The organism is Coprococcus sp. AM14-16, from assembly GCF_003434675.1.
GTDB lineage: Bacteria > Bacillota > Clostridia > Lachnospirales > Lachnospiraceae > Coprococcus > Coprococcus aceti.
The window spans coordinates 1,144,396-1,160,958 of sequence record NZ_QTLL01000001.1; the positions used below are offsets into that span (position 1 = coordinate 1,144,396).

At 46.7% G+C, this 16,563-nt stretch carries 10 protein-coding genes; all 10 read right to left on the bottom strand.

Features of this window, described 5'->3' with window-relative positions; all coding sequences use genetic code 11:
- Nucleotides 1-7: 7 nt before the first annotated feature.
- The 10 genes from coaBC to addA all read right to left on the bottom strand — a co-directional run bounded on the left by coaBC (nucleotide 8) and on the right by addA (nucleotide 16,560).
- Nucleotides 8-1,228 carry a bifunctional phosphopantothenoylcysteine decarboxylase/phosphopantothenate--cysteine ligase CoaBC gene (coaBC, locus tag DW159_RS05105; protein WP_055223400.1) on the bottom strand — a complete coding sequence of 407 codons (1,221 nt, stop codon included), beginning with the start codon at nucleotides 1,226-1,228 and terminating at the stop codon, nucleotides 8-10.
- 35 nt (nucleotides 1,229-1,263) lie between these two features.
- A complete protein-coding gene (gene panC / locus DW159_RS05110; RefSeq protein ID WP_015535078.1) occupies nucleotides 1,264-2,109 on the bottom strand; it encodes a pantoate--beta-alanine ligase in 846 nt (281 codons plus the stop codon).
- Nucleotides 2,110-2,123: 14 nt separating this feature from the next.
- The gene (panB, locus tag DW159_RS05115) at nucleotides 2,124-2,951 is read right to left on the bottom strand and encodes a 3-methyl-2-oxobutanoate hydroxymethyltransferase (protein ID WP_015535079.1); all 828 of its coding nucleotides are present in this window, start codon (nucleotides 2,949-2,951) and stop codon (nucleotides 2,124-2,126) included.
- Entirely contained in the window at nucleotides 2,878-3,843 is a 966-nt protein-coding gene (locus tag DW159_RS05120) for a Rossmann-like and DUF2520 domain-containing protein (RefSeq protein WP_117549148.1), read from the bottom strand. Before DW159_RS05120 ends, panB begins: the two co-directional genes overlap by 74 nt.
- 127 nt (nucleotides 3,844-3,970) lie before the next feature.
- Nucleotides 3,971-4,462, bottom strand: coding sequence for a 5-(carboxyamino)imidazole ribonucleotide mutase (purE, locus tag DW159_RS05125; RefSeq protein WP_015535082.1), 492 nt, complete (start codon nucleotides 4,460-4,462; stop codon nucleotides 3,971-3,973).
- Nucleotides 4,463-4,534: 72 nt separating this feature from the next.
- A complete protein-coding gene (locus DW159_RS05130; RefSeq protein WP_117549149.1) occupies nucleotides 4,535-8,845 on the bottom strand; it encodes a hybrid sensor histidine kinase/response regulator in 4,311 nt (1,436 codons plus the stop codon).
- Between the two features lie 26 nt (nucleotides 8,846-8,871).
- Entirely contained in the window at nucleotides 8,872-10,251 is a 1,380-nt protein-coding gene (locus DW159_RS05135; RefSeq protein WP_022216893.1) for an aminopeptidase, read from the bottom strand.
- 15 nt (nucleotides 10,252-10,266) lie between these two features.
- Complete coding sequence (locus DW159_RS05140; protein ID WP_117549150.1) at nucleotides 10,267-11,937, bottom strand: hypothetical protein; 1,671 nt, start codon at nucleotides 11,935-11,937, stop codon at nucleotides 10,267-10,269.
- Complete coding sequence (locus DW159_RS05145; protein WP_117549151.1) at nucleotides 11,924-12,649, bottom strand: ABC transporter ATP-binding protein; 726 nt, start codon at nucleotides 12,647-12,649, stop codon at nucleotides 11,924-11,926. Before DW159_RS05145 ends, DW159_RS05140 begins: the two co-directional genes overlap by 14 nt.
- A 68-nt stretch (nucleotides 12,650-12,717) precedes the next feature.
- Nucleotides 12,718-16,560, bottom strand: coding sequence for a helicase-exonuclease AddAB subunit AddA (gene addA / locus DW159_RS05150; protein ID WP_117549152.1), 3,843 nt, complete (start codon nucleotides 16,558-16,560; stop codon nucleotides 12,718-12,720).
- Nucleotides 16,561-16,563: the final 3 nt, after the last annotated feature.

A 16,563-nucleotide genomic window follows, 5' to 3' on the forward strand; every position in this document is an offset into this window, starting at 1 on the left:
ACTCCTGTCAGGACAGGTCTGCAACTTTACGCATCTCCATTATTCTGTCAAGAAGCATGTCTGCACACTCTTCCTTTGACATCATCGGAAGTTCACTGATACTGTCCCTTGTAATGAGAGTGAGAACATTGGTGTCAACACCAAATCCCGCCCCTGCGACCTTTAAATTATTTGCCGCAATAAGATCTATATGCTTTGAATCTATCTTCTTCCTTGAATTCTCTATGAGATCCCTCGTCTCCATGGAGAATCCGCAGATGATCTGATCCTGTATCCCCTTTTCAATTCTCTGATTTCCAAGTGCAAGCAGAATATCCTTCGTTCTCGAAAGCTTGATGCTCATGTCTCCGTCAGCCTTCTTGATCTTGTGTTCTGCCACCTCTGCAGGCCTGTAATCAGCCACCGCAGCAGCCTTGATGATCACGTCCTGCTCTGTACTTCTGTCCATGACAGCCTCGTACATATCCTGAGCCGATGTTATGTCAACCACATTGACAAATCTCGGCGGTTCTATCTCCACCTTGCCTGTGACCAGGGTGACGTCCGCCCCTCTGAGCATGGCCTGTCTGGCAATGGCATATCCCATCTTGCCTGTGGAGTGATTCGTTATATATCTGACCGGGTCTATGGCCTCACGGGTAGGGCCTGCCGTAACCAGAAGTCTCACCCCGGCCATATCCTTTTCTTTCGCTATGGCCTTAAGGATATAATCCTGAAGAACCTCCGCATCAGGGAGCTTGCCCTTGCCTGTGTCTCCACATGCAAGGTATCCAGTTGCGGATTCCACTATCTCATATCCATATGACTCAAGCTTCTTTATATTGTCCTGTACTATAGGATTCTCTATCATTCCGGTATTCATGGCCGGTGCTATGATCTTAGGACATTTTGCCGGCATGATCGTTGTGCTGAGCATATCGTCTGCTATTCCCCCCGCTATCTTGCCGATTATATTGGCCGACGCAGGTGCCACCATGAACACATCCGCCCTCTTTGCCAGTGCTACGTGCTCCACGTTGAACTGGAAATTCCTGTCAAATGTATCGACCAGGCATTTGTTGCCTGTGAGCGTCTCAAATGTGATCGGATTGATAAAGTTTGTTGCGTTCTCCGTCATGATGACATGCACATCCGCATGCTTTTTCACCAGCATACTTGCCAGATTGGCTATCTTATATGCCGCAATGCTTCCTGTGACTCCGAGAACTACTGTCTTTCCTTTTAACATACTGTGTATTTTATCCTTTCTTCAAAGGCTGTATTCTATAACTCAGCTATAAAGTTGTCAATCAGTCTCGCCTTGCCAAACTTGACTGCCATTGCACAGAGTACATGTCCTTCTGCCTTCTCTATGGACTGCATGGTATCCATGTTGACCATCTCTACATAGTCGATAGTTGCAAGCGGTTCAGCAGAGATGAGCTTCTTCATCTCACCAACGATCTTCGCTGCGTCTCTCTCTCCGTCAGCTATCATGTCCTGACCAAGCTTTACGGCCTTGCTGAGAACTACTGCAGCCTTTCTCTCCTCTGGTGTGAGGTAGATGTTTCTTGAGCTCTTTGCCAGTCCGTCCGCCTCTCTTATGATTGGACAGCCGACTATCTCTATATCAAAGTTCAGATCCTTGACCATTCTCATGATGATGGCAAGCTGCTGGGCATCCTTCTGTCCAAAGTATGCTCTGTCAGGTGTAACTATATTGAAGAGCTTTCCTACAACTGTACATACGCCCTTGAAATGTATTGGACGTGTAAGTCCGCAGAGTGCATTTGGAAGTCCTGTCATGTTGATGAATGACACGAAGCCGTCTGCGTACATCTCCTCAGGCTCCGGATTGAATATGATGTCTGCACCTGTGCTCTCACAGAGCTTTGCATCAGCCTCAAGATCTCTTGGATAGCTCTCAAGATCCTCGTTTGGTCCAAACTGTATAGGATTTACAAATACGCTTACAACTGTTCTGTCGTTCTGCTCCACTGACTTCTTGATAAGACTCTGATGTCCCTCGTGAAGATAACCCATTGTAGGAACAAGACCAACTGTAAGTCCCTGCTTCTTCCACTCTTTAACCTGCGCTCTTACCTCATCTATCTTCTTTAAAATTACCATGATCATTTTCTCCTTTAGTATAACTTCTCTATTACTTCATCGTCTATCTTGTATGTGTGCTCAGGGCCCGGGAATGTTCCGGCATTTATCTCATCGATATAAGCCTTAACCGCACCTCTCATAACATCGCCCACATTTGCAAACTGCTTTACGAACTTTGGAACAAAGTCTGAATACATGCCAAACATATCCTGATTTACAAGCACCTGTCCATCGCAGTAACGGCCTGCGCCTATTCCTATGGTAGGGATGCTTACTGTCTCTGTGACTATCTTCGCAAGCTTCTCCGGTACGCACTCCATTACGAGCATGAATGCGCCTGCCTCCTCAACAGCCTTTGCATCCTCTATGAGCTTCTTGGCTGCAGCCTCTGTCTTGCCCTGCACCTTGAATCCGCCAAATGCGTTGATGGACTGTGGTGTGAGTCCAAGATGTGCACATACAGGTATGCTCGCCTTGACTATGGCGCTTATCTGCGGACACATGTCCTGACCGCCCTCAAGCTTCACCGCTCCGGCACGTCCTTCCTTCATGATCCTTCCGGCATTGACAACCGCATCATACACGCTGGTCTGATAGGACATAAATGGCATATCTGTGATAACAAGAGCATTCTTTGCGCCCCTTGCCACCGCTGCACTGTGATGTATCATATCATCAACAGTTACAGAGATCGTGTCCTCATATCCGAGGATAGTGTTGCCCAGGGAATCTCCAACAAGAATAGTGTTGACTCCTGACTCATCCACGATCTTCGCCATGGTGTAATCATACGCTGTGATCATGGATATCTTCTTGTCCGTTCCCTTCATCTGCCTGAGTGTTGCCGTCGTGTTCTTCATAATTAAATTCTCCTATTCCGTTCAGTAGACGTATCAAACCGCTATAATCTCTGTCCGGGTGCTTTCTCTCTGCCACCGGCACAAGACATCTGGACACCGCAGCATATGCGCTCCGTTCATCTCCGCTCAATGCATTCAGATGCTTTCTCACAGTTTCTGTATCGCATCTCTCAACAGGCCCTGTCAGGCTGTCAACCGTTCCCCTGTCAGCCGCAGCTTTCGCATTGCCGAGGAACAAAGGCACTATAGCCCTCTGTGCCTCCTCCGCCGAGAAGCCGCACTGTGTCAGAAGCTCCTGTGAAACCGCCAGCAGCCCTGTTACCAGATTGCTTGCAAACACCGCAGCGCCGTGATACTTCACCTTGTCGGTACCATCAATGCGCACGCAGCTATTGCCGAGGGCTCTTATGACAGAACATACCTTATCGACATATCTGTCATCTCCCTCAACTGTAAAAAATGAATTGTCCAGTTCTTTATAGGATTCGTACTTTGAACTTATTGCATACATAGGATGAATCGAATAACCAAAGGCTCCCGCCTCTGTTATACCTGAGAAAATATCTGATGTCATCGCCCCACTGGCGTGACAAATGATCCTGCCACGAATGTCAAGATCCTTTATACTCTTCCACACCTCTCCTATCTGTCCGTCAGGAACAGTGAGAAAAATAATTTCACTATACTCACACAGCTGCTCCAGGCTGTCGTACACACAGGTCTCGGTAAACTCTGCTGCAAGCTCCGCACTCTGTCTGCTGGCGCTAAAATATCCACCAACATCCAGGCACAATGCTCCATCCGTTTTCTCTCTGACAAGCTCTCTCTTCTCTGCGATATACCTGCCAAATGTGAATCCGACTTTTCCAGCTCCAATAAATCCAATCCTCATACAATCACCTGCTTAAATCTGTTGTCAGTATCCGTGTATGCGCTTCCTGTGGAAGCATGATTCAGGTACAGCTTCTTTCGAATACCATCCATCCAACATACTAACATTCCACTTTTTAATTGTAAAGTTAGTACTTAAACTTTTCTATTACTTCTTCGTTAGCTTTCATGGCAGCCTTTTCCATGTCTCTACGCTCATCCTGAAGCTTTAATCTGACTGCCTCGTTGTTGACACCGATTATCTGAAGGGCAAGATATGCAGCATTCTTGCTTCCGTTTATCGCAACTGTTGCAACAGGGATTCCTGAAGGCATCTGAACGATAGAAAGAAGTGCATCCATTCCATCAAGAGTTGCGCCTGAGAGAGGTACTCCAATAACAGGGAGAACTGTCTGTGATGCCACAACTCCAGGGAGTGCTGCCGCCATTCCTGCAGCCGCGATTATGACCTCTGTTCCGTTATTGTTAGCTTCCTCGATGAATTCTGAAAGTCCTGCGTGTGCTCTGTGTGCTGAAAGGCATCTCACATCGACCTCCACACCGTAATTCTTAAGAATTGATACTGCCGGCTCAACCTTTGGCAGATCACTTGTCGATCCCATGATAATTGCTACTCTCATTTTTCATTTCCTCTTTTCTTGTTTATTTATATTGCAGCGCAGGCTTATTTTGCCTGCGCACTTTATATAATGTTAGATACTGTTGAGATACTGGTCTATCATCTCACTGGAGGTCTGGTAATCTCCGGTTCCCACATACTCCTTAAGTGCAGTGAAGAACTCTGTGTCTATATCTCCGTAGGAGTACCTGTCAATATCACGTATAAGGTCCTCCACAGGTTCGCGGTCCCCCGCTCTCAAGAATGCCCTGAGCTCCTTGAGCTTGCTCTTGTTTATTCCATCCCGGACTTCCTTCTCAGCAGGCTCCTCCACATGATTTATCTTTGACATGTACTTGTCTATCTGCTTGAAGAAGTCGTTCATCATAGCTATAAAATCGCGGGTATTATCGCGGGCATACTGCTGGTTTCCGATATTTATCGCAGACTCCAGGTTGGCCGCCTTGCGCTCGATTCCGTAAGCCCCGATATTTGCACTGCTGCTCTTGATGTCATGGATTATATTTTTGTACTTTCTCACATCGTCGTCTATATATTTTCTGAGCTGCTGTACCTCTTCCCGGTACTCATCCCTGTAATTTCTGACAAATGTGTTAAAGGTTCTGAAGCTTCCACCCATGGCTTTGACGGAATCTTCCACGGACACAAATCTTCCAAGCAGGACTGCATCCTCCATATAGTTGATGTCATCATCGGACTGGGAAAGCTCTGTGTCTCTCTCCTTTATCTTGTCCTCCGATATATAAGTCCTCAGCATGGATTCTGCCTGATCGAGCTCTATCGGCTTAACTATGACATCGTTGAAGCCCGATGTGAGTATCTCCTCTCTGGATGTCTCGACCGTGTTGGCGGACAGCGCAATGATAGGCATCTTCTTGTACTCCTCACCGTCAAGATTTCTCATCTCCCTGACGGTATCCAGTCCATCCATGACAGGCATAACGGTGTCGATAAATACCATATCGTAATTCTCCACCATGACCTTATCAAGTGCATCAAATCCCGATGTGGCTGTGTCGCACGCCAGACCATATGTATCAAATATGGTCTTCTCCACCTGTAATGCAAGCTCTGAGTCGTCCACTATAAGTATGCGGGCATCCGGCAGCCACAGATGTGAATTGGCATTTCTTCTCGCCATCTCCTTGCGCTTTCTCTCATTGTAGTTGACATAACTATAATCAAACACTGACTGCTTGATGCTGAAGCGTATGGTCGTTCCTGCGCCATATATGCTCTCTGCGCTGATGCTTCCATCCAGCATACGCACAAGCTCCTTGGCTATGGCAAGGCCAAGACTGACTCTGAACATTCCTATATCTGATCTCTCATAGGAATCATCCAGCTCAAACAATGTTCCAAGTCTCTCTTCCTTAACTCCAAGTCCTGTATCCGATATCTTGAAGTCCAGATATATCTCATCGTGATCCCTGTCAAATATTCGGGATATCTCAGTCTCCGGTTCCTCTATGAGCTCCGAGAATTCACTGACTGTGTAATCCTCGGCCTCCGCCTCATCTACATCCTCGTCAGCTCTTCTGGCTATACGCCAGTCAATGTCTATGCTTATATAGCCCTCTTTTGTAGTATTTGCGGACCATGCAAATATGTTCTCAAGAATCTCTCTCACCGCCGTCATATCTCCTATGAGTCCGTTCGGTATCTTGTCCTCAATGCTGACCTTGAGATCGATGAGATCACTGTTCACCATGGACTTGAATTCGTCGGAGAGCTCATCTATGAGATCCGAGGCAAAATACTGCTTGTACTCCGGCTCTATGATGTCGTCCTTGAGGTTTGAAAGCTTCGATATTCCATCGGACATATCGAGTATCTCTCTTCCCGCAGCATACATGGCACCGTACTGTGCATACTCATCACTCTGGGTATCCTGACAGTTTCTCATGGCAAGCTCTGAGATGGCGATTATGTTATTGAGTGGAGTCCTTATCTCATGATTAAGATAGTTTACATAATCATTCTTTGCCTGATTGGACTTCTCCGCCTCCTCACTCTTCTTGCTGAGCTCTTCCACCTGCTCGTTCTGTCTTCTGAGAAGCTTGAAGATACTTCTCGCAACAGCTATTCCCACTAAGATAAGAAGAACTATAAATATCACAAGGAGCATCTTTGCCAGATTCGTCTCGAAAAAACCAAGTTCCTTGTCTATGACAAATGTAAGCGGCTGTTCACACTCCACGCCGTCCGCATTTTTTGCAGTTAACATAAAACGGTAAGTACCTCCCTCAAGATTGGTGTACTCGACCTCCATCTTGTCAGTTCCCGTGAGCGTTCTCTTCTCGCTCTCAAAGCCCTCAAGGTAATACTCCACTGATATGTCAGCACGGTTTACATAACTAAGGACTGAGAACTTGATAGTTATTCTGTTGGTGTTCTTCGGCACATCTATCTGTCCGTCCAGATCTGAGAACTGAGGCTCAGTTCCATCCACCTCTATGGAGGCAATACGAACCCTAGGAGCTACCTCGTTCACATACTCTGAATTGAGATTTATCCTGCACAGCCCTTCATCGCAGCACACATACACAACGCCTGTCTTTGACACATAGTTGGTTGATTTCTCTGTTATGTTGGATATTATTCCGTCGTTCTTCGTAAAGCTTATATATTCAGGTGATGCATTGCTCAGTATATCCTTCTCATAATATCTGTATAAACCTCTGGAACCAAACATCCACAGGTATCCCTGATCGTCCATTATGAGATCGTATATACTGTTGGTGTTATCCACGGTGGTGACCTGTCTGATGGTTCCCTCCTGATAATACAGACCGTTGTCCGTTCCTATCCACAAACCGCTACTTCCGCGGACCATACTTGACACAACGCTCATCTTCTGGGTATCATCCAGCTTCATCTTGCCGACAGTATAATCCGTGTCAACTATAAACACGCCAGCGCCGTTGGAACCGGCATACAGCTCGCCGGTCTCGTCTGCGTACAGGCTGATTATGTCAGGGTTATCAAGTCCATCCAGTCTCGATATGCTCTTTACGACATCATCGCCCTCTATCACAGATATACCGTTCTCTGTTCCAACCGCCACCGTTCCCGGCTTTATCTCAGTTATACAGTTCACGGCATTGCTTATGAGTGATGACTCTCCACGGCTGTAGCTCTTGTACTGCCAGTTTCGGCCCACCTTTATTACACCATATATCTTATATGTAGCTATCCACAGATGATCGTCCGAATCCACATACAGATCTCGTATACTTATACCGCTGAGCTTTGATACGAGCTCATTGTCCGCACTCATCACAAGCTTGCCATTTGAATCTACGATATACAGACCTTCATCAGTTCCTATAAACGTGTTGCCATTGTAGCTCGTCACACAGTTCACGATGGAGCTGTCTATGCCGTACTTCATGGTGACATTCTGGAACTTGCTCCTCTCCAACTGAAGAATACCTTTTCTGTATGACGTAAACCAGTAATTGCCCTCAAAGTCTATGATCATATCGCTCATCGACTCGTTAAAGCTCAGTCCCCCGATGGCTGTCACATTACCCTTTGATGAGATATATCCAACACCGTCATCGGCAAGCGCCCAGATGTTGTCGCCATCCGAATATATCTTGTTGATTCCGTGAAGGCTGCCCGTGTTGATGATCTCATTCTTGCCGTCTGTTCCTATCTTAAGGATGCTGTATCCGGCGGATCCATAATATCTGTTGCCATTCTCGTCAACATACAGTGAGTTTATATCGTCGACCCTGTACTCTGACTTGTTGGTTATGGTGACATGTCTTTCAGGATCAACGGTTATCAAAATATCATTATTGGCTATTGCATACACATAGTCCCCATGTCCTGATATATTTCCCACGCTGAGTCCTGACACGACATCATCAGCCAGAGCTTCCGCACCGTCAGATGACAGACGAAATATTCCCGACGAGGCCGCTATCCACAGATTCTTGTTATCGTCCTCGTACATGGCGTTGATGGTTGACACACCCAGATTGTACATCTCGGAAACTCTCTGAAAGGTTCCGTTATCATACATGTAGAGTCCATAGTTGTCCGTTCCAACATACAGCTTCTCATCACTTGTGAGATAAATGCAGTTGATCGAATATTTCGTGGCATCCTCGTCACCGTCCAGTGAGAACAGTGTAAATTCACTTCCGTCATACCTGTAAAGTCCGTTGTCCGTACCTATCCATATGTATCCACTCACAGATTGGCACACACAATTTGCCTCTCCACTGTCAAACCCATCGGTATCGGAGAATGTCCTCTGGTTATAATTTGATGTAAAATCCTCATCTGCAAACACACTAAGCCGTGGCCACATCACTGTCGCCACGGCAAGTATTATCACGTATATGATAAGTTTCTTTTGATGATCTCTCATTTTTTCCTCCGAAGATATGTCCGCTCCTACGCCTCTTTGAGGAATGCAACATATCCTTTCTTGGTCTCATATATATCTGCCTTGGATGTCACTTCCCATGGTGCATGCATGTTGAGTACAGCCACGCCACAGTCTATTACCTCCATACCATACAGTGAAAGTATATATGCGATGGTTCCGCCGCCACCGACATCTACCTTACCGAGCTCGGCTGTCTGGTATGTGATCTCCGCATCATCCATGATCTTTCTTATAGCCGCCATGTATTCTGCATTTGCGTCATTTGATCCTGACTTTCCTCTTGATCCTGTGAACTTGTTAAATACCATTCCCTCACCGAAGATAGCCGCATTCTTCTTGTCAAATGCTGACTCAAATGTAGGATCAAAGCCCGCAGATACATCCGATGACAGCATCCTTGACGATGCAAGACATCTTCTGAGTGAGATCTCTGAGAAGCCACCCATGGCGTTCATGATCTCAGCTACAGTATTCTCGAAGAAGTGTGACTGCATTCCTGTTGCTCCAACACTTCCTATCTCCTCCTTGTCAGTGAGCAGACAGCAGGTCGTCTTCTCCGGATCGTCAGCCTCAAGCATGGCGACAAGGGATGTGTATGCACACACTCTGTCGTCCTGGCCATATGCCATGATCATACTCTCGTCTATACCGCAGTTCCTTGCCTTTCCTGCAGGAACGATCTCGAGCTCTGCTGAGAGGAAATCCTCCTCCTTCATATCGTACTTCTTCTCAAGTAGCGCAAGTACAGCTTCCTTTACAGCCTCCTTCTCCTTGCCCTCAAGCGGTCTGCTTGCAAACAGTATGTCAAGCTGCTCTCCCTCTATCACTGAATCCGCTCTCTTCTTGAGCTGCTCCTGAGAGAGATGTATGAGAAGATCTGTAACACAGAATACCGGATCATTCTTGTCCTCTCCTATGTTCACTGTCATAACGTCACCATTTGTCTTTGCAACAACACCGTGTATGGCAAGTGGGAGTGTTACCCACTGATACTTCTTGATTCCGCCGTAATAGTGAGTGTCGAGATATGCAAATCCGCCCTTCTCATAAAGCGGATTCTGCTTCACATCCATTCGAGGGGAATCAATGTGTGCACCGAGTATGTTCATGCCCTTCTCAAGCTTCTTCTTTCCTATATTGAACATGGCGACCGTCTTGTTCATCCACACGGCATACACTTTATCTCCAGCTGCAAGGCTCTCCTTGTTCTTAATGATCTTCTTCAGATCTCTATAGCCGTGATCCTCTGCCTGTCTGACGATCTCTTTAACGCATTCTCTCTCTGTCTTGCCATTGTCAAGGAATTCCCTGTAGTCCTTACACAGGCTCTCCAGCTCCTTTATCTCATCCTTCTTGTATTTGTTCCACGCATTTTTCTGTGCCATTTTCATTGCCTCCTGTTAATAACTGTACACATCAGTGTCTATATTCCACGCACTCCTGCGCATAGTAATACTGCGCAGGATAACGAGTATAGCTCCCATTATTATAAAGAAAATAATATATACTGCATATGACGGGATCATTGTAAACTTGAAAACAAGATATCCTGCCACACACAAAACAATTGCTATAACAATTGCAATAGCCATATTAAAGAATGCATTCAGATTGCCTCTGAGCGCACCGTATTCATCCTCCCAGTCAAGCTTCGGATGTGTTGAATCGAGAAGCACACCTGTGTATGTGCAAATGCCCGAGCCGAGGATTCCCAGCACAACATAATACACACTGTCTATAACACTACACTCCATATATATACAGAGGATAACCGTGGTAACCGCGATCGTCACTCCGCTGAACAGCATGCTAACCCAGACCTTTGCGCGGATCTGGAGATCATATGTCATCGGGATGTGCTTTATAAATGATATATGGCTTCCCTCTCTGGTGAACGCCGTGGATGCGATACTGTTCATCGCTGTTGCAAAGAATGCCAGGGCGATGACCGCAACCAGCATGACCATGTCAGCCAGGAAAAGCCCTCTTCCAAATGTGTCTCTGAATGCCCTGATCGAATCCGCAGTTGCAGGTATATTGAACAATGCCACAACGAGTATCGGCCATATCAGGTTGACCACAACGCAATACTTCCTGTATGCCGGAGTCCTCACCAGTGTCTTTATCTCCTTTGTCATATATGATCTGAACGGTGTCTTTATGGCAAAGTCCTGCAGCCCGACAACTTCCTTCTGGCGGCGTCCTGACCTTCCGGTGGATGACACAAGGTATACGCCCCTGAGGTACAGCAGATTTCCAAGGAAAAACAGAAGTGCCACACAGCCAGCGTTCACAAGCACAAAGAGCAACATATACACGATGCTGTTACTGCCCAATGCCTTCAGGAACAGCGGAACCGTGAAAAATATATTGTTCATTACCTTTATGAATATATTGTCACCATTTTTAAGGCTGTCTATGTAATTATTTATATTCACAGAGTCCATCTGTGCAAATGACCATATGAAAAGGCCTGCAAACACTACAACCGCAAGTCCCACCATGAAGTCCACATTTCTGAGCAGTTTGAGTCTGCTGAAAAACGCCATGACTATCAGTGCAAATATACCACAGTACACCAGCGGCAGAATCGGAAGTAAAAATACGCCAAGTAATGAGGTTATCACGGATACCGGCTTTATCTCTGCGGCTACAAAGTAACCGATAAATCCACAGAAGAGAACCATAAACTCCATGACGCTCTCGGCAAAATATGCGTGTGTAAACTTGGCGGCCACAAGCTCTGCCGGTTTCACAGGCAGCGGCAGTAAATGATCAAGATCAGATGAAAAATAAAGCAGATTGAATATGACCATTATACTGAATATAACGCCGAACACCGACATGAGCTGGATAACGAGGTTGAGTCCCTCTGTACAGCCTCCCGCCTCCATGAGTGCGGCAGTCATTATGTAAACTATAAATCCCACAACGATACAGCACGGGATCATGATACAGCACATGGCGATGATTCCCATGACCTTATATGCCTTTGCCTTGTCCCCGTGCTCCGGCATCTCCATATCATTATTCCTGCTTATCATACTGAGCAATATCCTAAAATTCTTCATGCGTCATCTCCACAAATATCTCTTCAAGAGATTTGTTCCTGTGCTGTGTCTCAAGCTCATCCAGAGTTCCCTGGTATATATCCTTTCCCTTTCTTATCATGATTATCTTGTCGCAGAGCTTCTCTGCAACCTCGAGAACATGTGTTGAAAAGAATACACAGTTTCCTGCGTCGGCATGTTCACGCATCATCTTCTTGAGCTCATATGCCGCATTCGGATCAAGTCCCGTCATAGGCTCGTCGAGTATCCATACAGGTGGATTGTGCACAAGCGCAGCTATGACCATCATCTTCTGGCGCATACCGTGGGAATAGCTGACCATCTGTCTGTTCAGGCTGTCCTCCATACCAAAGCGTTCAGCCATCTGCTCTATCCTCTGCTTTCTCTCGGTGGTCGATACTCCATATATATCAGCGATGAAATTGACATACTCAAGTCCCGTAAGTCTGAGAAATATATCAGGATTGTCGGCTATATAACCCATGGACTGCTTGGCCTCCATCGGCTTTTCTCTCATATCGAAACCATTTATCTTTACTCTGCCCTCCGTCGGCATAAGTATACCTGTCAGCATCTTAATGGTAGTTGTCTTACCCGCACCATTCTGTCCAACAAATCCTACTATCTCACCCTTGTGTATATGGAAACTGAGATCATCAACTGATACAAAGTCTCCGCCATACACCTTCTTAAGATTCTCTGCTATTATCATGCGCATGTCCTTTCACCACTATATCGTTTTTGCATACCCGGTCTTATTATATCAATTCAGCGTACGGTTTACAAGTTTACCGTTGTATCAAGACAGAATGAATATATGACCTTCTCCTTAACCTTCATGCCGGTGAGCTGTTCAAGCACATCGGCGTATTTGTCGAGCTGGACATGGTATCTCTTAACCAGCTCCGACGCATCCTTCACGCTGTCTGTCTTGTAATCCAGAAGAACTATGCCGCCATCCTCCTCGAAGTAGGCATCTATGATTCCCTGTACAACTATCGTCTCGTCTCCGCAGTCCTTAAGTGAGCTCATTATTTCTCCGGGCTCCATCATCATGTAGAACTGTCTCTCACGGTACAGTCTGTCCGACTTGTCCGCAGCCGCCATGCGCTGTCCTATCTCACTGTGTATCATCTTATATATCTTCTTTGGTCTTATCCGCTCTCTGTACACCTCATCAAATAACCCAAGCTCAAACACTCTGTCGACATCCTTCTCCGCATCCGCAACAGTTTTCCCTGAGAAGTCTGCAAGCTCCATGATCTTGTGATAAATGTTTCCTATCTCATTTCCATGGACTATCCTCTCCTCACTCATGAATGCTGGGATTGGGACCTCACTTCTGGCACTGTACTCCCTGCTGGTTAGGATATCCGGTGTAATGGCATCCTCACCGTGCGCCTGAAGTCTTTTTATCTCGGTTATGGACATCTTGCTCTTAAGCCCCGAATGTCTGTAGCCATACCTGAATTCCAGTCCGTTCTTCACATGGTCATACAGTTCTTTGTCGAGCTTCGCTTCAGAGGCTTCCACTGTCATATTTTCTGCTTCATCCTGATCAGTCTCAGGAGACATAAAGCTGTAGGCCTCCACCTCGATGCTCTTCACATGATCGCACTCTCCCACATATCTGAGCGCGGTATATATCCAGGCGGCATAGCCATTTGCTTTCATGATAGATGCATAATTCATCCTGTCTCCGATTATATACATATCACAGGCTGCCTTGAATTTATCTGCATCCTTCACGCACCCGGTCATGTACAACTTTTCCTTTGCCCTGGTTAACGCCACATACAGGACTCTCATCTCCTCGGCATAGGTCTCCGCAACGATATTCTTACTCATTATCCGCTTGAAAAATGTCATTCTTCTGGCTCTTGTTCTGAGGTCGACCTGGTCGCACGCCAGATAATGATCCTGGTGGACAAGCACATTTGATCTGGTGTCCATCAGATTAAACTCCTTGCCGAGCCCAGACACAAATACAACAGGGAACTCCAGTCCCTTGCTCTTGTGCATGGTCATGACTCGGACGACGTCCTCATTCTCACTGACCACATCAGCCTCTGCAAAATCCAGATCATTTGTCTTGAGCTCATCAACATATCGGATGAAGTTGAACACGCCCTTGCTGTTCTCCTCGAAATCATCCGCCTTCTTGATGAGCATGTCGATATTCGCCTGGCGTCTTCTTCCCATCGGTCTGGCACCGACAAACCAGTAAAATCCGGTGGTGTCCAGCACGTATCTTATTATGTCGCTTATGGACATATAATTTTTATTCTTCTTGAGATAGTCAAGCATGTGAAGGAATTCCCACAGTCTGTCCACAGCGTGTTTTTTCTCGCCCACATGGGTGTCCATATAATCTATGACCTTGTCATAAAGTCTGGCGTTCCAGTCCGTGCCGTTCTTCTCGTATCTGCTGCGGTATTCACCCACTATAACCGCAAGCTCCTCCTCATCAAGGCCCACCAGTGGCGACCTTAAGACAGCAGCCAGGTCGTAATCCACGTAGCTGTTATCAACTATGGAGAGCATGCTGACCAGTGTCCGTATCTCAGCAGCATCAAAGTAGCCACTCTCACTCTCAATATACAGAGGTATGCCCTTCTCCTGAAATACCCTGTCAAATATGGTGGATGCTGTGGACACACTTCTAAGCAGTATGACGATATCCTTATATCTGACAGGTCTCCTGTCAGCACCACTTCCAACATACAGAGGTTCACTTCCGTCAACAATATCACGTATCTTACCGGCGATATAATTCGCCTCAACCTCAGGATTGCCATACTCCTCAGATACATCCGCTTCTCTCATATTGTTGTCTATGAGTATGAACTCTGATACAGGGCCATGATCCACGTCATCCGGCTCCGTCATCCCTTCTCCGTCACTTATGGCAAATCTGGAATTGAGCTTTGCGCCCTCATCGTACTCTATGTCTCCTATCTCTCGCCTCATGAGCTGGGCAAATATTGAGTTCACCGTCTTTAACACATTTATCTCACTTCGGAAGTTTCTGGTCAGCAGTATGCTGTTGCCATCTATGTCCGGGTCCGCTATGTCGGCATCACCCAGCCTGCGGTAGCTGTCATACTTCTCTATGAACAGATCCGGTCTCGCCATTCTGAATCTGTATATGCTCTGCTTAACATCGCCGACCATGAATGTGTTGTGGATATCCTCACCGTGTCCCGACACACTTGCCAGAATGTATTCCTGCAGAAAGTTACTGTCCTGATACTCATCTATAAGTATCTCCCTGTACCGCCTTGAGACTTCCTTTCCAATCTCTGAAGGAACGGCCCTGCCATCCTCTATTCCATCGCACAATATCCTGAACGCAAACTCCTCTATGTCGTGGAACTCGAACATATTCTTGTCCATCTTGACCTTCATGAGTTCATCCATGTAAAGCCCAGTGAGCTTCAAAAGTGATGATATCACTGGCTCAGTCATGGCTGCCTGCCTCAGAATGTCATCCACATCCAGGACGACCGAAACTATGTCGTCTATGATCGACTTATACACATCCCGCCTTGATTTGACAAATTCCTTCTTCTCCGGGTCAGCTCCACCGCCCGGGTTCACAAATCTGTCAAATGCATAGCATATACTCCGGCCCTGGGCATCCTTCTCCATCTTGAGTCCCTCCGGTCTCAATGACGATCTGTATATATCTCTGAGTTCAAACAGGTCAACATGCAGGTCGTCTTCCCCGCCACAGCTTCTGAGCATGTGTGTTATCAGCTCAACATCCTTATCCACACGGAGTCCGTACGCCTCAAGGCCATACGCCTCCGTTGCATATTTCTGGCACTCCCTGGCCATATCATCCGCAGTTCTGAGCATCATGTACACCCTGTCCGCAAATGTTCTGACCATCGGAAGTTCCATGACAGCTCTTCTTTTCTCCCCCTCAGTGGATGATGTGTCCACGGCAAATTTCATGGCATCCGCCGCCTGCGCAAGCCATTTCTTCGGCTCCGGATAGCTGGATATAACCTTTATTATCCTCTCAACTATATCCGGCACGGCACTGTCGCTCTCATTTCTCGCAAATGTCCTTATCAGCCTGTCGAAACCGGGCACGACCGATTCATCCTCATAGCACATCTCCATGACCTGATCCATCACGTCGTGCTTTATGATCTTCATCTCCGTGTCGTCCGCTATGCCAAATGCACAGTCGAGCTCCACCCTCGCAAAGTATTCCTTCACTATCCTAAGGCAAAAGCTGTCTATGGTGCAGATGTCAGCGTGGTTGATCAACGTCATCTGCTTTATAAGATGCTCGTCATATTCGCCCTTCGCCATCATCTCATCTATCTTTTTCTGCAGTGCCTGTCCTATCTTCTCCTTCATCTGGGCCGCTGCCGCATTTGTAAATGTAACCACAAGGAGCTCATCCACAGACACAGGCTCGCTACCCTCTATTCTGTCACCACGCGAATTCCTTCCGGCCACCATCTCTATGATGCGCTCCACGAGAACCGCAGTCTTACCTGAGCCCGCCGCTGCAGACACAAGAAGATTGCCCTGTCTTGTGTCGATGACATGTGCCTGCTGGTCTGTCCACTTTATTCCATTGTCAGTCTTCATATCTTTTCCCATGCC

Bases quoted from the DNA above. Each gene is read 5' to 3' on its own strand.
- coaBC (WP_055223400.1), bottom strand. From the start codon at position 1,228: ATGTTAAAAGGAAAGACAGTAGTTCTCGGAGTCACAGGAAGCATTGCG.
- panC (WP_015535078.1), bottom strand. From the start codon at position 2,109: ATGGTAATTTTAAAGAAGATAGATGAGGTAAGAGCGCAGGTTAAAGAG.
- panB (WP_015535079.1), bottom strand. From the start codon at position 2,951: ATGAAGAACACGACGGCAACACTCAGGCAGATGAAGGGAACGGACAAG.
- DW159_RS05120 (WP_117549148.1), bottom strand. From the start codon at position 3,843: ATGAGGATTGGATTTATTGGAGCTGGAAAAGTCGGATTCACATTTGGC.
- purE (WP_015535082.1), bottom strand. From the start codon at position 4,462: ATGAGAGTAGCAATTATCATGGGATCGACAAGTGATCTGCCAAAGGTT.
- DW159_RS05130 (WP_117549149.1), bottom strand. From the start codon at position 8,845: ATGAGAGATCATCAAAAGAAACTTATCATATACGTGATAATACTTGCC.
- DW159_RS05135 (WP_022216893.1), bottom strand. From the start codon at position 10,251: ATGGCACAGAAAAATGCGTGGAACAAATACAAGAAGGATGAGATAAAG.
- DW159_RS05140 (WP_117549150.1), bottom strand. From the start codon at position 11,937: ATGAAGAATTTTAGGATATTGCTCAGTATGATAAGCAGGAATAATGAT.
- DW159_RS05145 (WP_117549151.1), bottom strand. From the start codon at position 12,649: ATGATAATAGCAGAGAATCTTAAGAAGGTGTATGGCGGAGACTTTGTA.
- addA (WP_117549152.1), bottom strand. From the start codon at position 16,560: ATGGGAAAAGATATGAAGACTGACAATGGAATAAAGTGGACAGACCAG.